Below are 20,548 nucleotides of genomic sequence, written 5' to 3' on the forward strand. Positions count from 1 at the left end.
TGGGCGATGCTAGGTCAGGCAGAATGAACGTTGCTTTCTATTTTTTCATCTATTTGGTGATTAATTTCATCTTACCCAGATGCCGGAATAAATAGCCATCTTATGGCCGATTATGGAATCATTAAACCTCGACGCTATCGACCGCCGCCTGCTCGACGCCCTGCAGCGCGATGCGTCTCGAACCAACCAGCAACTGGCGGCGGACTTGCACCTGTCCCCGCCCACCTGCCTGCGGCGCGTGCAGCGCCTGCGCCAGTCGGGCCTGATCGCGCGCGAGGTGGCGTTACTGGACGTAGACCGCCTGGGCGCCACGCTCACCGCCATCGTGGAGATCTCGCTGGACCGGCAGGATGAGCAATCGCTCACCGCCTTCGAGGCGCGCGTCGCCCCCGACGGGGCGGTGCAGCAGTGCTACCGCGTCTCGCCCGGGCCGGACTTCGTGCTCATCGTCACCGTGCGCGACATGCCCGCCTACCAGGCGCTGGCGCAGCGGCTGTTCACCAGCGACGCGAACGTGCGCAACGTGAAGGCCTTCTTCAGCGTGCGCCGGGCCAAGTTCGAGCCACGGGTGCCGCTGGCGGATTGAGCGCTGGGCTTGTCAATGGCCCCCGGCGCTTCGACAGGCTCACTTCTTCTTCGCGCCCTTCACCGGCCGCTTCCAGTCCGCAAAGCTCACCTGCCGCGCGCGCGCCACAGTGAGCGCGCCGGGTTCGGTGCTCTTGCTGACCGTCGATCCACCGCCGATGGTGCCGCCCGCGCCCAGGGTCACCGGCGCGATCAGCACGCAGTTGCTGCCCACGTGCACGTCGTCGCCGATCACGGTGCGATGCTTGTTGGCGCCGTCGTAGTTGGCCGTGATGCTGCCCGCGCCGTAGTTGACGCGCTCGCCGACGGTGGCGTCGCCCAGGTAGGCCAGGTGGTTGGCCTTGGCGCCATCGGCCAGGGTCGAGTTCTTCACCTCGACGAAGTTGCCGATGTGCACCTCGCGGCCCAGTTGCGCGCCGGGCCGCAGACGGGCATAGGGGCCGATCAGCGCACCCACGCCCACCACCACACCGGCCGCTTCGCCGGCGATGTGGGTGTAGGGATGGATCACCGCGCCGGCCTCGATGCACGCATCCGAGATCACGCAATGCGCGCCGATGCGCACGCCCTCGCCCAGGCTCACGCGCCCTTCGAAGATGCAGTTGATGTCGATCTCGACGTCGGCGCCGCATTCCAGCTCGCCGCGCAGGTCGAAGCGCGCCGGGTCGGCCAGGCGCACACCCGCGTCCATCAGGCGCTCGGCCTGGCGCCGCTGCCAGTCGCGCTCCAGCGCGGCCAGTTGCGACGGGCTGTTGATGCCGGCCACCTGCAGCGCGTCGGTGGTCTTCTGCGCCACCACGGGCAGGCCCTGCGCCACCGCCATGCCCACCACGTCGGTCAGGTAGTACTCGCCCTGGGCGTTGTCGTTGGACAGCCGCGCCAGCCAACCCGCCAGCGCGCGGGCCGGTGCGGCCATCGCGCCCGAATAGATCTCGCGCACCTGGCGCTGGGCCTCCGTCGCGTCCTTGTGCTCGACGATGGCCTGGACGCCGCCGGCCGCATCGCGCAGCACCCGGCCGTAGCCGGTGGGGTCGGGAAGGTCGATGGTGAGCAGCGCGAGACGCTCGCCGCCGCTGGCCTCGACCAGGGCGCGCAGCGTGTCCTCGGCGATCAGCGGCACGTCGCCCGAGAGCACCAGCACCACGCCATCGCCGGCCAGCGCCGGCACCGCCTGCTGCACGGCGTGGCCGGTGCCCAGCTGCGGCGACTGGCGCACGCAGCGCACATCGGTGCCCACCTGCCAGGCCGGGATGGCGGCCTCGACCTCCTCCGCGCCATGGCCGGTGACCACCACCACGCGCCGCGCCCCCAGGCGGGCGGCCGTACGCAGCACATGGGCAAGCAGCGGCCGGCCGGCCAATCGATGCAACACTTTGGGCAGGCGACTCTTCATGCGCGTGCCCTTGCCGGCGGCCATGACGACGACATCGACGGCGATCGAGGAAAGGCTGGACGTGGTGGGTGCAATGGTCATGGTCGGTGCTGCGTCGGCAGCGTGCGAAGAGGCGGAAAGCGGTCCGCGCGAGGGGCCGCGAGGCGGCGGCAGCGGGCTGCGAAAAGTGGCGCGGATTATCGGCGCGCTGCTGCTGGCCTTCGTGCTCGGCGGCTGCAGCGCGGTGCGCCTGGCCTACAACAACCTGCCCGAGATCAGCTACTGGTGGCTGGACGGCTACCTGGACTTCGATGGCGCCCAAAGCCTGCAGGTGAAGGCGGCCCTGGCCGGGCTGCAGGAGTGGCATCGCCGCGAGGAACTGCCCCGCTTCGTCGCCCTGGCCGGCCAGGCCCGCGACCTGGCGCGGGGCGACATCTCGGCGGCGCAGGTCTGCGCGCTGTCGGAGGCGGTGCAAGCACGCCTGCTGGCCCTGGCCGTGCGGGCCGAGCCCGAGGCGACCACGCTCGCACAGAGCCTGTCACCCGCACAGATGCAGGTGCTGGAGCGCAAGTTCACCCGCATCAATGGCGAGTTCCGCCGCGAATGGCTGCGCCTGCTGCCGGCCGAGGTGCAGGACAAGCGTTACGACACCTTCCTGGACCGTTACGAGGACTTCTACGGCCCGCTGGACGCGCGCCAGCGCGAGCTGCTTCGGCAGCTGGTGCGCCAATCGGCCTTCAGCCCCCAGAAGCTGGACAACGTGCGCCGGGCGCGTCAGACCGATGTGATGGCGCTGCTCCGGGGACTGCAGCAGCAGCCCGGCCTGCCGGCGGCGGAGGCGCAGCAACGTGTGCACGCGCTGGTGATGCGCGTCTTCGAGCCGCCACCTGGCGAATGGCGCACCCAGCAGGACGCGCTGACGCAGGAGGGCTGCCGCAACACGGCCCAGTTGCATGCGGCGATGAGCCCCGCGCAACGCGAGCGGGCGGCGCAGCGCATCGAGGGTTATCGACAGGACCTGATCGCACTCACCGCACCTTGAGGCGGCCGCAGCGCCGCGCGGCGTGTCAGCTTTCCAGGGCAGAGACGCGCCGCCCACACGGCATGAAACTGGCGCCGCCACACCGATCAAAGGGCCGCGGAGCAGGCCACGCCAGCGCACCCGCGGAGCGGGCTTCGCCCGGCCGCCGGGTGCGCCCCTTGAGGGGGATGGGACTTCCACACGCAGTGAGGAAGTCCAAACGGGGTGAGCTTTAAAGCAGCGGGACCGGCCGCATGGGGCGCTCGAAGTAGTCGCCCAGCGCTTCCAGCGCGTGGGGCTCCAGGATCTCCAGCCAGCCGCCTTCCAGCCGGTGCAGGCCCAGGCGTTGCAGCTTGCGCAGCGTCTTGTTGGTGTGCACCAGCGACAGGCCGAGCGCATCGGCGATGTGCTGCTGCTGGAACGGGAACTCCACCTTGCCACCCTCCGTCATCCCCAGGTGCTGGGCACGGCGGTAAAGATGCATCAGCAGCATCGCGACCCGCTCGGCCGCCGTGCGGCGGCCGGTGGTGACGAGGTTGTCGTCCACCATCTTCTCCTCGCGTGCGGCCAGCCAGGTGATGTCGTAGCCGAGCTTGGGGTGCTGCAGGAAGAAGTCCCACAGCCGGTCACGGGGGAAGGTGCACAGCACCACGTCGGATGCGGCCTCCACACCGTGGGTACGGCCATCGGCAAACTCGTCCTGCAGGCCGAGCAGATCGCCGGGCAGCAGGAAGTTCAGGATCTGCCGCCGCCCATCGCTGAGCGTCTTGTAGCGGAAGGCCCAGCCCGAATAGAGCGTGTAGAGCTGATCGCTGCGCACATGCTCGCCGATGATGCGTTCCCCTGCGGCCACACGCCGGCTGCCGGTGCGCCATTCGGCGACGGCTCGGCGTTCGGGTTCGGAGAGGGCAAGAAAGGCGGGAAGGCTGCGCAGGCGACATTTGCTGCACGGATGGCCACAGGCCGAATGGGACACCGACATCGGGCAGATGCAAGGGTTGGAGGTACCCCAATATAGACATTCGCCCTGTGTCTTTTGACATTCCTCCAACGCCGCCTGGCGTCGGCCGGCGCCCTAAAGTGGATGGCGATGCCTGCTGACCCCCACAGCCTCTACGAGTTCTTCTACACCAGCCAACTCGATCCGCAGACCTCCCCCGGTGTGGTGGGACAGATCCTGTCCAAGGCCCGCCCGCACAACGCGCAGGCCGGCGTGAGCGGACTGCTGGTGTTCGACGGCCTGCGCTTCTTCCAGCACCTGGAAGGGCCGCGCATCGCGCTCGAACCGCTGATGGGCCGCATCGTCGAAGACATGCGGCACGAGGACGTGCGCATCCTCCACGAAGGCCTGCTCGACCAGCGGCGCTACCACCGCTTCGACATGGGCTACGCGCAGACCGACGACTTCGATGCGCTGGCTGCATTGATGACGCTCTCGGGCCTCCCGGCGGTGGAGCAGTTCCTGCGCATGCGCGCCGGCTTTGACATCCAAGCCTGACCTAAGAAGGCCGCGGAGCAGGCCTAGCGGGAACATCCGCGGAACCGGCTCCGCCGGGCCGCAGGATGTGCCCCCCCGAAAGGGGGTAGGCGAAGCGCGAAGCGCGCAGCCTGGGGCTTAGCCCTGATCCCAGGTGTAGGTCGCGCCGAAGCCGTCCCACGGCTCCATCACGATGCGCTGGCCGGCCTCGACCACCAGCGACTCGCCGGGGCCGACGACCAGGTCTTCGCTGCCCCACTGGGCCGTGGCGTCGCGGGTGACCCACACCCGGCCCTGCCGCATCCGCAGCACGCTGCGGCTCTGCGCCCGCAGGCTGATCGCCTGCCCCGCCTTGAGCTGCCAGGCGCCGCGTCGCACGGCCGGCGGAATCGCGGCGGCAGGGGCGGCGATCAGGGCTTCGCGGGTCGTGGTGCTCAGGGTGGCGGCGGTCATGGCGGTTTCTCCTCGTCGAGCAGCGTGTCGCCCATTGCGCCACGTCTGCTTCGGGAACCGATCATCTGCAGCAAGGCGCGGCCGGTCCAATGAAAACGCGCTAGGCTACTGATGCCGGCGACGCATCAATCGCCGCCCGCCCCACCTGTCCGTCCAGCTCATGCAGCACTCCCAGACCCACCTGCGCACCCGGCCCATCGGCGCCGGCTACCTGCGCGCCTTCGAGGCTGTGGCCCGGCACCTGAACTTCCGCGCCGCGGCGGAGGAAATGGCGCTGACCCAGTCCGCGGTCAGCCGCCAGATCCAGTCGCTCGAAGAAGAGGTGGGCGTGCCGCTCTTCCTGCGCCACACCCGGGCGGTGGAGCTGACCAGCGCCGGCGCACAGCTGCTGCTGGCCACGCAACAGGCGCTGCCGCGCATCGACGGCGCCGTGCGGCAGATCCGCCAGAGCGCCGGCCGCAAGAGCGTGGCGCTGACCACCTTCGCCTCCTTCGCGTCGATGTGGCTGATCCCGCGGCTGGAGGCCTTCCAGCAGGAGCATCCGGACATCGACATCCGCATCGATGCCAGCGACGTGGCGGTGGACCTGGACCTGGTGGACATCGACATGGCGCTGCGCTACGGCCCGGCCGAGGCCATGCCCGTGGGCGCGGTGCGCCTCTTCGGCGAGACGCTGATGCCGGTGGCCAGCCCCTGGCTCATCAAGAGCAATCCGGCCATCCGCGAGCCGGCGGACATCACCCGCTTCACGCTGATCGAGGCCGGGGACGCGCATCGCACGCACCTCGAATGGCTGACCTGGCGGCGCTGGTTCGAGACCAATGGCCTGGCCCGCTCGCAGCCGCGGCGCTGGCTGTACTTCAACTATGCCTACCAGATGGTGCAGGCTGCGCTGTCGGGCCAGGGCGTGGTGCTGGCGCGCAGCCCGCTCATCGCCGAGAGCCTGGCCAGCGGCGACCTGGTGGAGGTGCTGCCGCGCCAGCGCATGGATTCGCCGATGGCCTACTGGCTGCTGGTGGCGCCGCGCAGTACGGCGCGTCCGGAAATCCGCGCCTTTTGCGAATGGCTGCGCGAACAGGCCGCGGTCACGCGCAAGACCATCGGCGACGGGCCGGACCCGGACACGCTCACGGAGTTGGACTGAACACCGGCGCCGCAGCGTGTCGGCGCAATCGCCCATCCAGCGAAATCGGTACCCCTGAGGCACCCCGAGGCGCCGGTCAGCCGACGGGCCAGACCACGCCGTTGTCGTTGAGGATGGCGTCCAGCGGCACGTCGTGGGCTTCGGGCTCGAAGTCGTCGACGAAACCGTTGGCAAAGCCCAGCCCGACGGTGAAGGGTCGGGGCTCCAGCGCCGCCAGCGTGCGGTCGTAGAAGCCGCCACCGTAACCCAGCCGGTAACCGCCGGCGCTGTAGCCCAGGCAGGGCACGAACAGCAGCGTAGGCACGATCAGCTCGGTGTCCTTGGGCTTGGGGATGTCGTAGGCATCGTTCTCCATCGGGCAGCCGGGGTACCAGACGTGGAAAGTGAGCGTCTTGGTCTCGCGGTCCACCACCGGCAGGCCGATGCGGCGGCGCTGAGGCTCTTCCATCAGCTCGCCGTCCTCCTTCCAGCGGTGCAGTGCCGGCAGGGGGTCGAACTCGCCCTTGATGGGCCAGTAGGCGCCGATCACCGTGTCGGGCCGGCCCACCAGCCAGAAGCGCATCACACGCTGCAGCAGGTCGGCGCGCTGTAGGCGGTCGGGCATCGCCAGGCGTTGCTCGATGAGCGCCGCGCGGACCTGGGACTTGAGAAAGGCCGCCGTGCCCGCGCGTTCTTCACCGTGTGCTTTGTCCATAATCCTTCGATGCAGTTTCAAGGCATTTTGTCACCCCGCCGCGGCTGGCTCGCCGCCCTGGCCCTGGTGGCCGCCACCCTCGCACCGCCGGCCTGCGCCCAGGCCAACCGCAACGACGACGTGCTGCTGCAGATGAAGCAGGCCTTCCAGCGTGGCGACAAGGCCCGGCTCACGGCCCTGCTGCCGCAGGCCCGCGGCCATGCGCTCGAACCCTGGGCCGCCTACTGGGAGCTCAAGGCGCGGCTCGGTGAAGCCAGCAGCGACGAGGTCAACGCCTTCTTCGCCCGCTACCCCGGCACCTACCAGGAAGACCGCCTGCGCAACGACTGGCTGCTCCTGCAGGGCCAGCGCCGCGCCTGGGACGAGTTCGCCGCCGCCCATGCCGCCTTCCGCATGAACGACGACCGCGAGGTGCAGTGCTATGCCGTGCTGGTCGATGCGCTGCGCAGCGGCCGCGCCACCACGGCGCAGGTCGAGCAGGTGCGCCGCAACTGGCTGGCGCAGCGCGACCTGGACGACGGCTGCCTCACCGCCGCCGATCGGCTGATCGCCGCGGGCGCCATGCCGAAGTCCGACGCCTGGAAGAAGGCGCGCATCGCCATGGAGGCCAACCGGCCGGGCGCCGCCCGCGCTGCCATCAACCTCGTCGCACCCGATGCGCTGCCGACCTTCGACCAGGTCAACGCCAGCGCGGTCAAGTTCCTGCTCGGCGCCGCCTCGGCGGCTTCGCGCGGTCGTAAGGAAATGGTGGTCCTCGGCTTGCTGCGCATGGCCGTGGCCGATCCCGACACCGCGGCCGCGCAGCTCGACAGCAAGTGGGGGCCCATGCTCAGCCCCGAGGAGCGCAACTGGGTCTGGGGCAGCATCGGCCGCCAGGCGGCGCAGAAGCTCTCGCCGCAGGCCTTCGTCTACTTCGCCAATGTCAGCAAGAACAGCGACCTGACCGACGACATGCTCGGCTGGAAGGTGCGCGCCGCGCTGCGCATGGGCGAGTGGAAAGAGGTCGACGCCGCCGTGCGCGCCATGAGCGAAGAGGCGCAGCAGGACCCGACCTGGGTCTACTGGCGCGCCCGCGCCCTGCTCGCCCAGGGTGGCGAGCGTCGCCAGCAGGAGGCCCGCACGCTGCTGGAGACCATCGCCGGCACGCGCGGCTTCTATGAGCTGCTCGCGCTCGAAGAGCTGGGCCAGCGCGCCCAGGTGCCCACGGCGCCCGCGCCCCTCACGCCCGAGGAGCGCGCCGCCGCGCAGAACAACCCCTCGCTGCAGCGCGGCCTCTACGCCATCGCCATCGGCTTGCGGCCCGAGGGCGTGCGCGAATGGAACTACGCCACCAACCTGCACGACCGCGGCGGCATGGACGACCGCGCGCTGCTGGCCGCCGCCGACCTGGCGTGCCAGCGCGAGGTGTGGGACCGCTGCATCAATACCAGCGAACGCACCAAGGGCACCATCGACGCGGTGCAGCGCTTTCCCATGCCCTTCCACGACACGGTTCTGCGCAAGAGCCAGGACATCGGCCTCGACCCCGCCTATGTCTACGGCCTGATCCGCCAGGAAAGTCGCTTCATCATGGACGCCCGCTCGGGCGTGGGTGCCTCGGGCCTGATGCAGGTGATGCCGGCCACCGCGCGCTGGACGGCGCGCAAGATCGGCCTGCCCTACTCGCCGGACATGATCACCGACCGCGAAACCAACATCACCATCGGCACCAACTACCTCAAGCTGGCGCTGGACGACTTCGACGGCTCCATGCCGCTGGCCGCCGCTGCGTACAACGCCGGCCCGGGCCGGCCGCGCAACTGGCGCAACGGGCCGGTGCTCGATGCCGCCATCTGGGCCGAGAACATCCCTTTTGCCGAGACGCGCGACTACGTGAAGAAGGTGATCGCCAACACCACCAACTATGCGGCGCTGATCTATGGCCGCCCGCAGTCCATCAAGGAGCGGCTGGGCCGCGTGGGCCCGCGCAACGCGGCCGAGCCCGAGCCGAACAAGGACCTGCCCTGATCCGCTGATCGCCCTGGAGCGCCATGGACTGGATGGACATCGTCGCCGACACGCTGGCCACCGAGTTCTCGGACGTGCCCGATCTCGCCCAGCTGGTGCGCATCGTGGTGCGCCTGCTCCTGGCAGCGTTGCTGGGTCTGCTGCTGGGCTTCGAGCGCGAATACGAGGGCAAGGCCGCCGGCGTGCGCACGCACATGCTGGTGGCCATCGGATCGGCGCTGTTCGTGCTGGTGCCGCAGCAGGCCGGCATCGAGCCGGGCGACATGAGCCGCGTGATCCAGGGCCTGGTCGCCGGCGTGGGCTTTCTGTGCGCGGGCACCATCCTCAAGCGCGGCCGCAACGAGGAGCAGGTGGAAGGCCTGACCACCGCCGCGGGCCTCTGGATGACGGCCGCCATCGGCATGGCCTGCGGGCTGGGTCGCGAGGTGACGGCCATCCTGAGTGCGCTGCTAGGCCTGGCGGTGCTGCAGGCCATGCCGCGGCTGGTGATCTGGGTGAGCCGCATGACCGGGCCGCCACGCGGCGGCGATCGCGCCCAGACGACGCGGGCGCCAGCCAGCCACGGCGACGAAGCGCGCCGAGGCCCCGGCCGCGGTCACTGAGCAACGCCCGCACGCCGCATGCGTCCTGCCGGTGGCGGCGCCGCGTCACCGCACGGCCCGCATCAATCGCCGTCATTTTTTGCATCGATACGAGCGGGAATCGCCCCTAGCATGCCGCTGGCCCTGTATCCCTCATCCCCTCGGAGATTCCCATGTCCACGCTCCAGCTCTACATCGGCAACAAGAACTACTCGTCCTGGTCCATGCGCCCCTGGGTGCTGATGAAGCAGGCCGGCATCGCCTTCGAGGAGGTGATGGTGCGCTTCGACAGCTTCGAGGCCGACTCGCGCTTCAAGGCCGTGGTGGGTGCCGTCAACCCGACCGGCAAGGTGCCGGTGCTGGTCGACGGATCCATCGTCGTGTGGGACACGCTGGCCATCGCCGAGTACCTGGCCGAACGCTTTCCCGACAAGCAGCTCTGGCCGGCCGACACCGCCGCCCGCGCCCATGCCCGCAGCATCTGCGCGGAGATGCATGCCGGCTTCGGTGCGTTGCGCAACCACTGCGGCATGAACATCGAGGCTTCGCTGCCCCAGATCGGCGCCCGCCTGATGCGCGAAGAGCCGGCCGTCGCCGCCGACCTGGCGCGCATCTGCCAGATGTGGGAAGGCCTGCTGCAGCGGCACGGCGGCCCCATGCTCTTCGGCGAATTCGGCATTGCCGATGCGTACTACGCACCGGTGGCCACGCGCATCCGCACCTACGGGCTGCCGGTGCCCGCGGCCGTCGATGCCTACATCGGCCGCCTCTACGCGCTGCCGGGCGTCAAGACCTGGATCGACGAGGCCCTCGCCGAGCACGACTTCGTGCCGATGGACGAGCCGTACCGTACCTCGCGCGACTGAGCCACTCAGCCGCTGAGCGATAGAGCAGCAGGCGGCAGCGCCACCGATCAGCGGTGCGCCCGCCCCTACACTGCCCCGATGCAGAAGTTTCTCGTCGGCGGCGCCATCCGCGACGCGCTGCGGGGCCGGCCCGGCAGCGACCGCGACTGGGTGGTGGTGGGCGCGACCCCGCAGCAGATGCTGGACGCCGGCTACCTGCCTGTGGGCCGCGACTTCCCGGTCTTCCTCCATCCCGACACGCGCGAGGAATATGCCCTCGCCCGCACCGAGCGCAAGAGCGGCCCGGGCTACCGCGGCTTCGTGGTCCATGCCGCGCCCGAGGTCACGCTCGACGAAGACCTGGCCCGCCGCGACCTGACCATCAACGCCATCGCCCTGCCTGCCGAATTGGCCGACTTCGAGCCACTGCGCACCGACGCCCTCGTCGATCCCTTCCACGGTCAGCGCGACCTGCAGCAGAAGGTGCTGCGCCATGTGACCGAGGCCTTCCGTGAAGACCCAGTGCGAATCCTGCGCCTGGCGCGCTTCGCCGCCAAGCTGCACGACTTCAGCGTGGCGCCCGAAACCCTGGCGCTGATGCGCGGCATGGTGGACGCCGGCGAAGTCGACGCCCTGGTGCCCGAACGCGTGTGGCAGGAACTGGCCCGGGGGCTGATGGAGCCCAAGCCTTCGCGCATGTTCGAGGTGATGCGCGCCTGTGGCGCCCTGCGCGTGCTGTTGCCGGAAGTGGACCGCCTGTGGGGCGTGCCCCAGCGCGCCGAGCACCACCCGGAAGTCGACACCGGCGTGCACCTGATGATGGTGCTGGACATGAGCGCCCGCCTGCAGGCCCCACTGCCCGTGCGCTTCGCCTGCCTCACGCACGACCTCAGCAAGGGCACCACGCCCGCCGACGTGCTGCCGCGCCACATCGGCCACGAACAGCGCAGCGCGCGCCTGCTGGCTGGCCTGTGCGAGCGCTGGCGCGTGCCCACCGAGGTACGCGAACTGGCCGACGTGATGGCACGCGAGCACGGCAACATCCACCGCAGCGGCGAGCTGGGCCCCGCCGCCCTGCTGCGCCTGCTGGAGCGCTGCGACGCCCTGCGTCGGCCGGAGCGCTTCGCGGATGCACTCCTCGCCTGCGAATGCGACGCCCGCGGTCGCCTGGGCTTCGAAGAGCGGCCCTACCCGCAACGCGAACGACTGCTAGCCGTCCTCGCTGCCGTGCAGGCCGTCGCCACCGAGCCCATCGCCCGGGAAGCCCAGGCCCGCGGCGCCAAGGGGCCCCAGATCGGGCAGGCGATCCAGGCGGCGCGCGAGGCGGCAGTCGCTGCACATCTGAACGTTCCGAACTGATCGAAGCGACCAACAAGCGCTGGCTTGGACTTCGGCGATAAAAGGCATTGGCCGACGCAGCCCCCGCCCCGCGGCTGCTAAGGTCGTTACGATGCAAATGCCTTTCCTGCCAGGGCGCGACGCCGCCCTGTTCCTGGACTTCGACGGCACGCTGGTCGGCATCGCGGAGACGCCCGAGGCGGTGAAGGTGCCGGACGGTCTGGTGCCGCTGCTGGCGCAGCTGCACGATGCGCTCGAGGGCGCCGTGGCGATCGTCTCCGGGCGACCCGTGGATGTGCTCGACCGCTTTCTCGCGCCCCTGCGTCTGCCTACCGCTGGCGAGCACGGTGCACACCGGCGCGATGCCGAAGGGCAACTGATGGAGCGCGCGCCGACCGACCTGTCCGAGGTGATCGCCGCGGCCAACGCGCTGGCCAACCGGCACACCGGCCTGCTGGTCGAGCGCAAGCAGGCCGCCGTCGCGCTGCACTACCGGCTCGCGCCGGAACTGGAGCAGCTCTGCCTGGACACCATGGCGGAGACCGTCGGTGACCGCCCAGAGTTCGAACTGCTGCACGGCAAGTGCGTGGTCGAGATCAAGCCGGCGGGCACCAACAAGGGCACCGCCATCACGGCCTACCTGAAGGAAGCACCCTTCCTCGACCGCAAGCCCTTCTTCTTCGGCGACGACACCACCGACGAAAGCGGCTTCGCCGTGGCCCAGGCCTTCGGCGGGCTTGGGATCAAGGTAGGACCGGGCAGTACGCGCGCCGCGGCGCGGGTCGACGGTCCGGCCGCCGTGTACGAATGGCTGAAGCACGCGGCCGACGCGCTGGCCGATGCTGGGAAGACGCCTCGTTGAGGGGCCACACAACCGACGAGGAGAAGCAAAGAGACATGGCAAGACTGGTCGTGATTTCCAACCGCGTGGCCGATCCGCGCAAGGTGGCCGCAGGCGGCCTTGCGGTGGCGCTGGGCGAATCGCTGCAGCAGACGGGTGGCCTGTGGTTCGGCTGGAGCGGCACCATCGTCGAGGACGGGCCCACCGGCGAAGGTGAGCTGCATCGCCACCAGGCCGGCAAGGTGACGCTGGCCACGCTGGACCTGTGCCGCGAGGACCACGACGCCTACTACCTCGGCTACAGCAACAAGGTGCTGTGGCCCGTCTTCCACAACCGCCTGGACCTGGCCAATTTCGACGCCGGCTTCATCGGCGGCTATCGCCGCGTGAACCAGCTGTTCGCGCGCAAGCTGATGCCCCTGCTGCAGGAAGACGACATCCTGTGGGTGCACGACTATCACCTGATCCCACTGGCCGCCGAGCTGCGCGCCATGGGCTGCAAGCAGAAGATCGGCTTCTTCCTGCACATTCCGCTGCCGCCGCAGATCATCCTGGCGGCCATTCCCCAGCACGAGTGGCTGATGCGCTCGCTGTTCGCCTATGACGTAGTGGGCTTCCAGGCCCAGCAGGACGTGCAGCACTTCGAGCGCTATGTGAGCAACGAGGCGCATGGCGAGGCCCTGGGCAACGACCAGTTCCGCGCGTGGGGCCAGACGGTGCGGGCCAGCGCCTTTCCCATCGGCATCGACGTGGACGAGTTCCTGGCCCTCACGCATGCCAAGGAAGCGCGCGACATGCACGAGACGGTGCGGCGCGAGTATTCGCAGCGCCGCCTGCTGCTGGGCATCGACCGGCTCGACTATTCCAAGGGCATTCCGCAGCGGGCACGCGCCTTCCGTGAGCTGCTGGCGCGCTATCCGGAAAACCACCGCAGTGCGACGCTGATCCAGATCGCCTCGCCCACGCGCGAGGACGTGGATGCCTATGGCGACATCCGCCGCGAGCTGGAGTCGCTGTGCGGCGCCATCAATGGCGACTACGGCGAGCTCGACTGGATGCCGGTGCGCTACATCCACCGCACGGTGGCCCGCAAGCGGGTTCCGGGCCTGTGCCGCGCGGCGGCCGTGGGCTTGGTCACGCCGCTGCGCGATGGCATGAACCTGGTGGCCAAGGAGTACATCGCCGCGCAGGACCCGGCCGATCCGGGGGTGCTCGTGCTCTCGCGCTTTGCGGGCGCGGCCGAGCAGCTGAAGGAAGCGCTGCTGGTCAACCCCTACGACACCCACGGCACGGCCGAGACCATCCAGCAGGCCCTGCACATGCCGCTGGAAGAGCGCCGGGCCCGCCACCAGAAGCTGCTGTCGCGCATCCGCGAGCACGATGTGCACTGGTGGCGCCGGACCTTTCTGGACGCGCTGCGCGAGGCGCCGGGCGTGGACTGACCGCGCCGCGCAGAGTGCTCAGCGGCTGCGGGCCGCGTCGTCCTCGGCCAAGGCCTGGCCGACCAGGCCAGCCAACCAGTCCATGAAGACCTGGAGCCGACGCGGCACCTGCCGCCGGTGCGCGTAGAGCAGCGTGATCGGCAGCGGCGGCGCACGCCATTCCGGCAACACCTCCACCAGCTCCCCGCGCGTCAGGGCCTCGCGGTGGCCCAGCACCGGCGCCTGGATCAGCCCAAGGCCGGCGCGGCAGGCAGCCTCGTAGGCCAGCGTGTTGTTCACCGTGATGGCGGCCGGCATCTCGAAGCTGCGCGTCTCGCCGTTCTCCACGTATTCCCACAGCGCCGGCCAGCCGGCCAGGCGAGAGGAATAGCGAACCAGCCGATGACCGCGGTGCAAGTCCTCCAGGCGGCGCGGATGTCCATGTTTCGCCAGGTAGGCGGGCGAGGCCAGGTTGGCCTGCACCATCTGCCCGACGGGCCGCGCCACTAGGCCCGACTCCTGCAGCACGCCGACGCGCAGCACGCAGTCGAAGCCGTCATGCACCAGGTCCACCCGCCGGTCGGTGCTGCCCAGGTCCACCTCCAGCAGCGGATGGTCGGCCAGGAAGGCAGGCAGGTTCGGCAGCACCACCCGTGCGCCCAGTTGCAGCGGCACGTCAGCACGAATGCGCCCCCGCAGTGACCCAGGCTGGCGGCTGAACAGCGACTGCAGGTCTTCCGCGTCCGCGAGCAGCGTCTGCGCCCGCTCCAGGAAGGCCTCGCCGTCGGGCGTGACGCGCACGGTGCGGGTCGTGCGCTGGAGCAGCCGAGTACCGAGGCCAGCCTCCAGCTGCTGCACGATGGCCGACACGCGCGCCCGCGTCAGGCCCAGGCGCTCGGCCGCTCGCGTGAAGCTGGCGAGCTCGGCCACCTGCACATAGACGCGAAGGGAATCGAGGTCCATTGGTCACCCAGAAATGACAGTGAAGTCATTTTGCGCGGCTTTTTCTGGGGATTGCGTTTACCTAAAGTTCCAGTCATCCCATCCACCGCTCCACACAAGGAAACCGACCATGACCGATACCGCCACCCCGAACACACCTCGCATCGCCCTCGTCACCGGCGGCAGCCGCGGCCTGGGCAAGAGCGCGGCCCTGCATCTGGCGCGCGACGGCGTCGACCTGATCCTCACCTACCGCAGCCGCGCCGACGAAGCCGAGGCCGTGGTGCGCGAGGTGCAGGCCCTGGGCCGGCGCGCCGTGGCCTTGCCGCTGGACGTCGCGCGCGCCGATACCTTCGCCGGCTTTGCCGCGGCCGTGCGCGAGGCGCTGGCCGCCACCTGGGGCCGTACGCAGTTCGACATCCTGCTCAACAACGCCGGCATGGGCATCCATGCCAGCTTCGAAGCCACCACGCAGGCCCAGTTCGACGAACTGATGGCCACGCACCTGAAGGGGCCCTTCTTCCTCACGCAGGCGCTGCTGCCGCTGCTGGCCGATGGCGGCAATGTGCTCAACGTGTCCTCCGGTCTCGCGCGCTTCTCGCTGCCCGGCTATGCGGCCTACGCCACCATGAAGGGCGGCATCGAGGTGCTGACGCGCTACCTGGCCAAGGAGCTGGGCCCGCGCCGCATCGCCGTGAACGTGATCGCTCCCGGCGCCATCGAGACCGACTTCGGCGGCGGCGTGGTGCGCGACAACGCGCAGATGAACGCCGCCATCGCGGCTCAGACCGCCCAGGGCCGCGTGGGCCTGCCCGACGACATCGGCGGCGCCGTGGCCGCGCTGCTGCGGCCGGGCAATCACTGGATGACCGCCCAACGCGTCGAAGTCTCGGGCGGGATGTTCATCTGAGCGCAGTCGGCCCACTGATCCTGCCGACGCGCGCCAGCCGCGCCAGGGCCGCCCGCCAGAGCGCCCGCAAGCCGACCGCCAGCGCGGAGGTCGGCGCCGGTGGCGTGAGCCGGGCGACCCGGGCAGGCACACCGTCCAGCGCCAGCACCTGAACCCAGCCCTCGGCATCGACCTGATGGGCTTGGCCAGCGTCCAGATGCTGGTACACGGGTAGCATCTGCTCCGCGACCCAGCGCGGCGGCTCCACCACCCGCACATGGCCTTCCACGGCGAAGAGCAGGGTGCCGCGGCTCACCGGCAGCAGCAGGCATTCGCCGGGGGCGATGCAGGCCGGGTCGGCAGAAGGGGAAAAGGCGGCGGGGCGGGCGGTCATGGAAGCTCCTCGGACAAGACGTTGAAGTGGCCTCCAGCGTAGGCCTGACAGTGCCTGCAAAACAGGCACACCCCGTGCGAACATCGACCGCAACAGCGGCGCCGAGAGACGCTCTGTTATGGTCGATTCGCCGCCCAACTGCATCTGTTCCGATCCACCCGGGCGGCGCACCATCGCAGCCATGTCCCCCCTGCCCCGCTACCGCCAACTGGCCCAGCACTACACCCAGGCCATCCGCGCCGGCACGCTGCAGCCCGGCGAGCGCCTGCCCTCGCTGCGCGAGCTGATGAAGCTGCACGGCGTGAGCCTGTCCACCGCCTTGCAGGTCTGCCGCACCCTCGAAGGCGATGGCTTCGCCGAGGCGCGCGAGCGCTCGGGCTACTTCGTGCGCCAGCCGCGCCGCCTGGCCATGGTGCCCATGGACGAGCCCGCCGCCGACCGGCCGCCCGATCCGGCGCAGTTCGTCGGCATCCACCAGACGGTCTCGGACTTCGTCACCCGCCGTCGCTGGGGCGAGGTGCACCTGGACCTGTCTTCCGCCCGCGCCTCGCCGGAGTTCTACCCAGCCGAGGCCCTGCGCACGGCCATGATGCGCAGCCTGCGTCAGCGGCCGCAGTTGCTCACGCAGGCATCGCCCTCCCGCGCCCGCACGCCCTTCCGCGAGGCGGTGGCGCGGCGGGCGCTGCGCGCCGGCATGCACCTCGCGCCCGAGGACGTCCTGCCCACCAACGGCTGCATCGAGGCGCTCAACCTGGCGCTGCGTGCCGTCGCCCAGCCCGGCGACACGGTGGCCGTCGAATCGCCCACCTTCTACGGCCTGCTGCAGGCGCTCGAAAGCCTGGGCATGCGTGCGCTGGAGATTCCCACCAGCCCGCAGACCGGCCTGTCGCTGGACGCGCTGGAGCTCGCCCTGCGCACCTACGAAGGCATCAAGGCCGTCGCGGTGGTGCCGCACCTTCAGAACCCGCTGGGCAGCGTCATGCCCGACACCCACAAGCAGCGGCTGGTGCAGTTGTGCCGCGCGCACGGCACCGCGCTGATCGAGGACGACACCTACACCGAACTGCTGGACATGGACGCCGTCCCGCGCGCCATCCAGTCCTTCGACACCGACGGCGGCGTGATCCACTGCGCCTCGCTGCACAAGGTGCTGGCGCCCGGCCTGCGGCTGGGCTGGATCCATGCCGGCCGCTGGCATGCGCGGGTGGAGATGCTCAAGTTCGCCCAGACCCGGATGAACGAGGAACTGTCGCAATGGGCCGTGGGCGAGTACATGGCAACCAGCGCCTACGACCGCCACCTGCGCCGCCTGCGCGAGACGCTGCGGCTGCAGCGTGAGCGCACCGCCGACGCCATCGCCGCGCACTTTCCGGCAGGCACCCGCATCAACCTGCCGCCGGGCGGGCTTCAGTTGTGGGTGGAGCTGCCGCCGGGCACGCAGGCGCAGGCGCTGTTCGATGCGGCGCTGGAAGAACACATCCTGATCGCCCCGGGCACGCTGTTCTCCAACAGCGCGCGCTGCGACGGCTTCGTGCGCATCAACTGCGGCCTGCCCTGGTCGCCGACGCTGGCCGCAGGCCTGAAGCGGCTGGGGGAACTGGCGCACGCCGTCGCTGCGCCGCGGGCGCGCCGCGCCGCCTGAACGTCGACGTCGTCGCTCAGGCGATCTTGCGGCGCGAGAGGCACCACTGGCGCACGCGTGCGCTGCCGATCACGCGCAGCACCAACGCGGCGACCAGCAGGGCCACCGCCAAACCATAGGCCGCAGACATTGGGATACGCTTGCCGAAGGTCGCCATGAAGCTGATCCATAGGTAGGCGATGCCCACCGTGTGCAGCAGACGCCAGCGGCGCACGCCCATCCACCGCACCGCGCCGTCCCACGACGTCGCGGCCAGCAGGGCGATGAACACATAGGCGATGCCGCCCGTCACCCAGTCCAGCGGGCGTGTCTGCTGCGCGAAGGCCGCCGCATCCAGCCGTGCGAAGGCCAGGATGGCGACCAGGTGCATCGCGTGCGAGAAGGCAAACGCCAAGCCGAAGGCGCGGCGGTGGCGCAGCAGCCACTGCGTCCGCGGGCCCGGCCACAGACGCGCCATCGCAGACGCCGTGAAGGCAAACAGGAACAACACCAACGAGGTACGGGCCGTGAGCCGGATCACCATCCGCGCGCCCTGGACAGGGTCGGCGCTGGCAGCCAGCACGACTCCGACGGCCAGGCCGAGCGCAAGCGCCAGGGCCGCGAAGGTGCGGCCGGTGCGCGGTGCCGGAGCCGCTGCAGAAGAACGAAAAGCGGGAGAAGTCATGGTCGGAAATGAGCGCAACAGCCAAGGAGCAGGCATTACATTGGCCGCCCCGGCATCGCGTCGACCTTTCCCACAAGGTGCTTACATGGGCTTGGACCGCCCCACCTACCACCACGGCAACCTGCGGCAGGCCCTGATCGAGGCGGCCCTCGAACTGGCGCGGCAGCGCGGGCCTGAGGGCGTCAGCGTGCGCGAGGCGGCGCGACGGGTCGGCGTCTCCAGCGCCGCGCCCTTCCGCCATTTCCCGAGCCGCCGCTCGCTTATGACGGCCGTGGCCGAGGAAGCGACGACGCGCCTGCGCATCGAAGTCCGGCGCGCCATCCGCCCCACAGACCGCACCGCCCTGCGGCGGCTGACCGCGCTGGGCCGCGGCTACCTGCGCTGGGCGGCCGAGCACCCTGCGCATTTCCGCATCGTGTCCGCGCGAGAGCAGATCGACATCGACGCCTCGCCCGGCCTGCTGCACGGCATGCTGGACGTGCGGGCGCTGACCGAGGAAACGCTGCGCACCGCCCAGGCCACGGGGCAGGCCGATCCGGCCCACGACCCGGCGCTGCTGGCCCTGCTGACGCGGGCCTGTGCCTATGGCCTGGCGCGCATGCGGCTGGACGGCCATCTGCCGCAATGGGGCGTGGCGCCCGGCGACGAGGACCGCAAGCTCGACGCGGCCCTGGCGCTGCTGGTTTCGCTGATCGGCAGCCACAGCCACGCCGGGACGGCGGCGCCTGGCGACGGCCCCACGGCATCTGCGCACGACGACCCTGTTTCGACCATCTTCAAGAAAGGCCACTCATGAAAGGCCAATGCCTCTGCGGCGCCGTGCGCGTCGACTCCCCGGATGCGCGCGAGATCGGCGCCTGCCACTGCGGCTACTGCCGCCGCTGGGGCGGCGGCGGCCCGATGCTGGCGGTGCACTGCGGCACCGGGCTGCGCGTCGAAGGCGAGGCGCAGGTCGGCGTCTACGCCTCGTCGGACTGGGCCCAGCGGGCCTTCTGCACGCGCTGCGGCACGCACCTGTACTACAAGCTGCTGCCCACGGGCGAGTTCTTCGTGCCGGCCGGCCTGTTCGACACGGACGACTTCGAGATCACGCAGCAGATCTACGTCGACAAGAAGCCGGGCTTCTATGCGCTGGCCAACCAGACGTCCGAACTGACCGAGGCGCAGGTGCTGGCGCAGTTCGCGCCGCCGGGGGACGGCGGGGCCGGTTGAGCGGCGGGCCGTGGTTCAGTCGACCAGCGCCAGCGCCGCGTAGTCGCCGACCTTGTCGCCCAGGCCCGCTGCGACCAATTCCACACCATCGGTGAGCGAAGGCAGGCGCCCCTCCAGCTGCGACTGCAGCCGCGGGAGCAGGAAGTCGCGGTTGTGCCAGAACACACTGCCGCCCAGGCTGATGCGCGACAGGTCCAACGCAGCCACCAGGTTGTAGAGCAGGCGGCCCATCACGCGACACAGCGCGTCCACCGTGGCCAGGGCCTTCGCGTCGCCCTGCTGCGCGGCACCGAAGAGCTCGGCCGCATCCACCCCGAAACGCCGGGCGATGGCATTGCCCGCCACCAGCGATTCCACGTCGCCGCGGTTGCCGCAGCCACACAGGGCCTCGTTGTCGTCGTCGCTGACGAACAGGTGGCCGGCATGGCCGGCATTGCCGTTCTTGCCACGCAAGGTGCGCCCGTCCACGCACAGGCCGACGCCCACGCCGGTGCTCCAAGTGACGTAGGCGCAATGGTCCTCGCCCTTCAAGGCACCCCAGCGCCGCTCGGCCTCCAGCGCGGCGACGGCGTCGTTCTCCACCCGCACGCGGGCAAATCGTGCGGCCAGCGGCGCCTCGATGGGCGCAAAGGTCCAGTCGTTGGGGAGGCCGCGGTCCGGACCCGCCAGGCCGCCGCAGATGTTGGGCGTGGCCAGGGCGATGGCGCCGTCCCGCAGCACGAAGGGACCCGCCGACGACACGCCCACCTGGTCCACGTCGGACACCGGCACGCCGGCCTCGGCACAGGCGGCCTCGATGAGCTGCATCACCTGCCGGGCCACCGCCTCGTTGTCGCCGGTCTTGGCGGTGGGCGCGTTCTGCCGGGCGATTAGGTCGGTGCTGCCAGCTTTGGCCAGGCTCACCGCCACCTTGGTGCCGCCGATGTCGACGCAGGCTTTCATGCGCAGGGTTTCCTTGGGTCGTTGAAAGAGAAGGGAAAGCTCAGAGGCTGAGAGCTTTTTGGCCGTGCAAGGTGGGCATGGGCA

Annotated in this window: 22 protein-coding genes; 14 read left to right on the forward strand and 8 right to left on the reverse strand. The window is 70.1% G+C overall.

Annotation, left to right across the window (positions count from 1 at the left end):
• Positions 1–112: 112 nt before the first annotated feature.
• A complete protein-coding gene (locus tag QZ772_RS23815) occupies positions 113–586 on the forward strand; it encodes an Lrp/AsnC family transcriptional regulator (protein ID WP_295532066.1) in 474 nt (157 codons plus the stop codon).
• A gap of 39 nt (positions 587–625) precedes the next feature.
• Here QZ772_RS23815 and glmU read toward each other — a convergent pair whose 3' ends face one another.
• On the reverse strand, positions 626–2,059 hold the full coding sequence (glmU, locus tag QZ772_RS23820; RefSeq protein WP_295532069.1) for a bifunctional UDP-N-acetylglucosamine diphosphorylase/glucosamine-1-phosphate N-acetyltransferase GlmU: 1,434 nt from the start codon (positions 2,057–2,059) through the stop codon (positions 626–628).
• 85 nt (positions 2,060–2,144) lie between these two features.
• On the opposite strand from glmU, the gene QZ772_RS23825 reads away from it, so the two are divergent.
• Entirely contained in the window at positions 2,145–2,999 is an 855-nt protein-coding gene (locus tag QZ772_RS23825; protein ID WP_295532072.1) for a DUF6279 family lipoprotein, read from the forward strand.
• A 211-nt stretch (positions 3,000–3,210) separates the two neighbouring features.
• Here the strand turns inward: QZ772_RS23825 and QZ772_RS23830 are convergent, their stop codons facing one another.
• Positions 3,211–3,960, reverse strand: a complete 750-nt coding sequence (locus QZ772_RS23830) for a Crp/Fnr family transcriptional regulator (protein WP_295532075.1) — start codon at positions 3,958–3,960, stop codon at positions 3,211–3,213.
• A 108-nt stretch (positions 3,961–4,068) separates the two neighbouring features.
• Between QZ772_RS23830 and QZ772_RS23835 the strand changes: the two genes are divergently transcribed.
• Complete coding sequence (locus QZ772_RS23835; protein WP_295532078.1) at positions 4,069–4,476, forward strand: BLUF domain-containing protein; 408 nt, start codon at positions 4,069–4,071, stop codon at positions 4,474–4,476.
• A 117-nt stretch (positions 4,477–4,593) separates the two neighbouring features.
• Here QZ772_RS23835 and QZ772_RS23840 read toward each other — a convergent pair whose 3' ends face one another.
• Positions 4,594–4,908, reverse strand: coding sequence for a DUF2917 domain-containing protein (locus QZ772_RS23840; protein ID WP_295532080.1), 315 nt, complete (start codon positions 4,906–4,908; stop codon positions 4,594–4,596).
• 160 nt (positions 4,909–5,068) lie between these two features.
• Here QZ772_RS23840 and QZ772_RS23845 point away from each other — a divergent pair, with 160 nt between their 5' ends.
• The gene (locus QZ772_RS23845; protein WP_295532083.1) at positions 5,069–6,052 is read left to right on the forward strand and encodes a LysR substrate-binding domain-containing protein; all 984 of its coding nucleotides are present in this window, start codon (positions 5,069–5,071) and stop codon (positions 6,050–6,052) included.
• A gap of 76 nt (positions 6,053–6,128) precedes the next feature.
• On the opposite strand, the gene QZ772_RS23850 is transcribed toward QZ772_RS23845, so the two are convergent.
• Entirely contained in the window at positions 6,129–6,746 is a 618-nt protein-coding gene (locus tag QZ772_RS23850) for a 5-formyltetrahydrofolate cyclo-ligase (RefSeq protein ID WP_114801292.1), read from the reverse strand.
• 9 nt (positions 6,747–6,755) lie between these two features.
• Between QZ772_RS23850 and QZ772_RS23855 the strand changes: the two genes are divergently transcribed.
• The 6 genes from QZ772_RS23855 (at position 6,756) to otsA (ending at position 13,800) form a co-directional block, all read left to right on the forward strand.
• On the forward strand, positions 6,756–8,753 hold the full coding sequence (locus tag QZ772_RS23855) for a lytic transglycosylase domain-containing protein (protein WP_295532086.1): 1,998 nt from the start codon (positions 6,756–6,758) through the stop codon (positions 8,751–8,753).
• A 23-nt stretch (positions 8,754–8,776) separates the two neighbouring features.
• Positions 8,777–9,355, forward strand: a complete 579-nt coding sequence (locus tag QZ772_RS23860) for an MgtC/SapB family protein (RefSeq protein WP_295532089.1) — start codon at positions 8,777–8,779, stop codon at positions 9,353–9,355.
• A gap of 152 nt (positions 9,356–9,507) precedes the next feature.
• On the forward strand, positions 9,508–10,200 hold the full coding sequence (locus QZ772_RS23865; protein WP_295532091.1) for a glutathione S-transferase family protein: 693 nt from the start codon (positions 9,508–9,510) through the stop codon (positions 10,198–10,200).
• Positions 10,201–10,278: 78 nt separating this feature from the next.
• Entirely contained in the window at positions 10,279–11,538 is a 1,260-nt protein-coding gene (locus QZ772_RS23870; protein WP_295532094.1) for a multifunctional CCA addition/repair protein, read from the forward strand.
• A 91-nt stretch (positions 11,539–11,629) separates the two neighbouring features.
• Positions 11,630–12,379: a trehalose-phosphatase gene (gene otsB, locus QZ772_RS23875; protein ID WP_295532097.1), complete on the forward strand. Its 750-nt coding sequence runs from the start codon at positions 11,630–11,632 to the stop codon at positions 12,377–12,379.
• A 35-nt stretch (positions 12,380–12,414) separates the two neighbouring features.
• The gene (gene otsA / locus QZ772_RS23880) at positions 12,415–13,800 is read left to right on the forward strand and encodes an alpha,alpha-trehalose-phosphate synthase (UDP-forming) (protein WP_295532100.1); all 1,386 of its coding nucleotides are present in this window, start codon (positions 12,415–12,417) and stop codon (positions 13,798–13,800) included.
• An 18-nt stretch (positions 13,801–13,818) separates the two neighbouring features.
• On the opposite strand, the gene QZ772_RS23885 is transcribed toward otsA, so the two are convergent.
• The gene (locus QZ772_RS23885) at positions 13,819–14,742 is read right to left on the reverse strand and encodes a LysR family transcriptional regulator (protein WP_295532102.1); all 924 of its coding nucleotides are present in this window, start codon (positions 14,740–14,742) and stop codon (positions 13,819–13,821) included.
• 109 nt (positions 14,743–14,851) lie between these two features.
• On the opposite strand from QZ772_RS23885, the gene QZ772_RS23890 reads away from it, so the two are divergent.
• Positions 14,852–15,631, forward strand: coding sequence for an SDR family oxidoreductase (locus QZ772_RS23890; protein WP_295532105.1), 780 nt, complete (start codon positions 14,852–14,854; stop codon positions 15,629–15,631).
• On the opposite strand, the gene QZ772_RS23895 is transcribed toward QZ772_RS23890, so the two are convergent.
• Positions 15,624–16,004, reverse strand: coding sequence for a hypothetical protein (locus tag QZ772_RS23895; protein ID WP_295532108.1), 381 nt, complete (start codon positions 16,002–16,004; stop codon positions 15,624–15,626). The two genes, QZ772_RS23890 and QZ772_RS23895, sit on opposite strands and share 8 nt — an antisense overlap.
• Positions 16,005–16,185: 181 nt before the next feature.
• Here QZ772_RS23895 and QZ772_RS23900 point away from each other — a divergent pair, with 181 nt between their 5' ends.
• Complete coding sequence (locus QZ772_RS23900; protein ID WP_295532112.1) at positions 16,186–17,646, forward strand: PLP-dependent aminotransferase family protein; 1,461 nt, start codon at positions 16,186–16,188, stop codon at positions 17,644–17,646.
• A 16-nt stretch (positions 17,647–17,662) separates the two neighbouring features.
• On the opposite strand, the gene QZ772_RS23905 is transcribed toward QZ772_RS23900, so the two are convergent.
• The gene (locus QZ772_RS23905) at positions 17,663–18,310 is read right to left on the reverse strand and encodes a ferric reductase-like transmembrane domain-containing protein (protein ID WP_295532115.1); all 648 of its coding nucleotides are present in this window, start codon (positions 18,308–18,310) and stop codon (positions 17,663–17,665) included.
• A gap of 85 nt (positions 18,311–18,395) precedes the next feature.
• Between QZ772_RS23905 and QZ772_RS23910 the strand changes: the two genes are divergently transcribed.
• A complete protein-coding gene (locus tag QZ772_RS23910; protein WP_295532118.1) occupies positions 18,396–19,106 on the forward strand; it encodes a TetR/AcrR family transcriptional regulator in 711 nt (236 codons plus the stop codon).
• A complete protein-coding gene (locus tag QZ772_RS23915) occupies positions 19,103–19,522 on the forward strand; it encodes a GFA family protein (RefSeq protein ID WP_295532120.1) in 420 nt (139 codons plus the stop codon). The genes QZ772_RS23910 and QZ772_RS23915 overlap by 4 nt, the downstream gene beginning before the upstream one ends.
• A gap of 15 nt (positions 19,523–19,537) precedes the next feature.
• Here the strand turns inward: QZ772_RS23915 and QZ772_RS23920 are convergent, their stop codons facing one another.
• The gene (locus QZ772_RS23920) at positions 19,538–20,464 is read right to left on the reverse strand and encodes an ROK family protein (protein WP_295532123.1); all 927 of its coding nucleotides are present in this window, start codon (positions 20,462–20,464) and stop codon (positions 19,538–19,540) included.
• Positions 20,465–20,548 lie beyond the last annotated feature (84 nt).

Origin of the sequence: uncultured Pseudacidovorax sp. (assembly GCF_913773995.1) — a bacterium.
GTDB lineage: Bacteria > Pseudomonadota > Gammaproteobacteria > Burkholderiales > Burkholderiaceae_C > Xenophilus.